This window comes from uncultured Cardiobacterium sp. (assembly GCF_938028185.1).
Taxonomy (GTDB): domain Bacteria; phylum Pseudomonadota; class Gammaproteobacteria; order Cardiobacteriales; family Cardiobacteriaceae; genus Cardiobacterium.
In genome coordinates, this window is record NZ_CALJAH010000227.1 from 1 (window position 1) to 2,864 (window position 2,864).

The window sequence follows — 2,864 nt, forward strand, 5'->3', positions numbered from 1 at the left end:
CAAGCGCTTCATGACAGAAGACCCGGCCGCCAAAGCCATCGTCTTCACCACCTTCCGCGGCACCGCACGCTACCTCGTTGAGCGCCTTGCCGATGAAAACATCAAAGCCAGCCTCCTGATGGGCGGCGGCGAATTTGACAAAGAAGCCATCGTCAGCGCCTTCCGCGACGACAAAAACCGCCGCCTGCTCGTCTGCACCGACGTCGCCTCCGAAGGCGTGGACTTACAATTCTGCCGCCTTGTCATCAACTACGACCTCCCCTGGAACCCGATGCGCATCGAACAACGCATCGGCCGTATTGACCGCATCGGCCAACAAGCCAAACGCATCCTCATCTGGAACTTCGTCCACCAAAACACCATCGACGCCCGCATCCTCGACCGCCTCACCGCCCGCATCGGCGTCTTTGAAAACACCCTGGGCGAGACCGAAGCCATCCTCGGCCACGTGCGCAAACTCGAAGACGCGCTCCTCTCGGCACACCTGACCGCCGCAGAAGAAGCACGCATGCTCGAAGCGACAGAACTCGCCATCACCAACGTCCAGCGCAAACAAGAAGAACTGGAGCGCGAAGCCATCCAGCTGGTCGCGCACGGCCAACAACTGCTGGCACAAATCGAAGCGGCGCGTGGCGACGGCAAAACCATCACCCGCCACGACCTCACCCGCTACATCGAGGGCTACCTGCGCAACGCCCCCGGCTGCCAGTTCGCCGCCGTCCACGGCAAAGAAGACACCTACAACATCAGCCTAAGCCCCACCCTGGCGGCAGAACTGGACGACTACCTGCGACAAGAAAACCAGCTTGGCAAAACCGCCCTTGCCAGCGGCTACAACAAACCCTGCCGCTTCACCGACAAAATCACCGACAAAGCCAAACCCGGCGAAGAAATCATCCACCGCTTCCACCCGCTGGTGCGCTTCCTCTCGCGCAAAATCGAAAACGACGCGCCACACTACCCGCTCTACGCTGCCAAAATCCGCGCGGCGAACATCCGCCCCGGCACCTACGCACTGATGGCGCGCCTGGCGAACTTCTCCGGCGTCAAAGAAGAAGAACACCTGCTCGCCGCCGCGATAGCACTCGAACACGGCACCCCGCTCGAAGCGCGCGCAGCAGAAACCCTGCTCAACGCCATCCGCCAAAACGGCAGCGACTGGCAAACCGCCGCCATCCATATCAAAGCCGAACAAGGTGTCCATGCCGCCGCACAATGCGAAGGCCGCCTCCGCGCGCACTACAGCACCATCAAAAAAGAAAAAGAGCGAGAAAATAAAGATCGCGCCGACCTGCAAATACAACTGCTCAACGACCATATCCACAAAAAAAGCGAAGGATTCAAAAACCGGATAGAAAACCATGAAGCCTATGCTGCCCAACACGAAAACACCCCGGATAGCCGGCGCCGCCTGGGCATGGCAAATGCAGAACGCCGAAAAATGCAAGAATTCCTCGCCCGCATGGAAGTCCGCCGGGAAGAAATTTTACAAAAAAGCCAGAAATTTGCAGCAGAATCACGGGAAATCTGCACACTACTGGTGGAGGTGGTATGAGCATAAAAAAAGACTGGAAAAAATCGTCTAATAACTTCAATCCGCACATCAATAACAAAACCCTGCCGGAAATGCCCGCGTGGGGTAATATCGGCAAATCCCTGCAGCATCCTGAATATCAAGAAAGCGGGGCGGATATGACCGTGCGCATCGGTATTGATTTTGGTAGCGCTTTTACCAAAGTTGCCATTCGCGCTGGCGTTGATTTAGTACTTGTTGGCTGGACGGCCGTTACTGGCGGTACAACAGATACAGGACGCCACATTCTTCCCGGATTAGTCGTGCGCTTGCCGGATGGCGAATACTGCTGGCGGCGCATAAATAATGCCGATGTCAGGGGCAACCTCAAACTCCCACTAATAGACGAAACCGCTACCCGCAACGAATGCCCGGCCGATACCATCGCCTATCTGGCACTGGTCATCCGCTACGCGCGCGCTTTCCTCTATCGTGACAAAAATATCGGCGGTAAACTTGCTGCGCGCACATTGCGCTGGGAACTTAATATTGGCTGCCCCACTGAGCCGCACGAAAGACCTGAAATCGTCAATAAATTCCGACATATTGCCCGCGTCGCCTGGATGCTGGCAGCAGACGAACCACTTAGAGAAAAAGACATTATCAGTGTCTGGAATATGACTGACGGCGGCGAGATGAATTTTTCAATAGAAACCGGGCTAGCAACAGAACCCGGCGTTATCCCAGAATTTGTTGCACAAATTGCCACTTATTTGAAATCCTCACAAGTACAAGAATTCTTGCACGTATTGATTGATATTGGCGCGGCAACGCTGGACGTTGCCACCTTCAATATCGTCCTGCAAAAAGACCAAACCATTCCACCCCGCATCCCCATCTTCTTTTCCGATGTCAGCCCGCTGGGTACCCATTACCTATGCCATAACCGCCATCAAAAACTGGGGCTTCCTCTTGAATGGGACAATACCGCACCAGTAGAACCCGGACGAAAATTTGCACAAAGAAGCCGGAAATATTTTGATGAAGTTGCAGAAGCAGATAACGCATTTATGCAACAAATTGCCGAACGCGTTAAAAGCGTCATAGAAAGAACCCGCAACCTGAATTGGGGTTCGACAAGAAACAAGGCTTGGCGGGACGGAATTCCCCTATTTATTACCGGCGGCGGCGCGCACTGCGAGCTATACCATAAAGCAATTGAACAGGTAACCGAAGAAATTACGGCGCGCGTTCAGCAAGTGGCAGACCAAAGAAATTTTCGCTTTATCGAAACCAATCCAGCAGAAATAAATGGCCAACAATTCCGTGATAGCGGCAGATTGGGTGTGGC

The 2,864-nt window shown here is 54.4% G+C and carries 2 protein-coding genes; both read left to right on the forward strand.

Features of this window, described 5'->3' with window-relative positions:
* The coding region (locus tag Q0349_RS06580) for a helicase-related protein (protein ID WP_298080081.1) at positions 1-1,555 on the forward strand (1,555 nt) is incomplete at its 5' end.
* Positions 1,552-2,864: hypothetical protein (locus Q0349_RS06585; protein WP_298080082.1), on the forward strand; the 1,313-nt coding region annotated here is incomplete at its 3' end. The genes Q0349_RS06580 and Q0349_RS06585, both read left to right, overlap by 4 nt.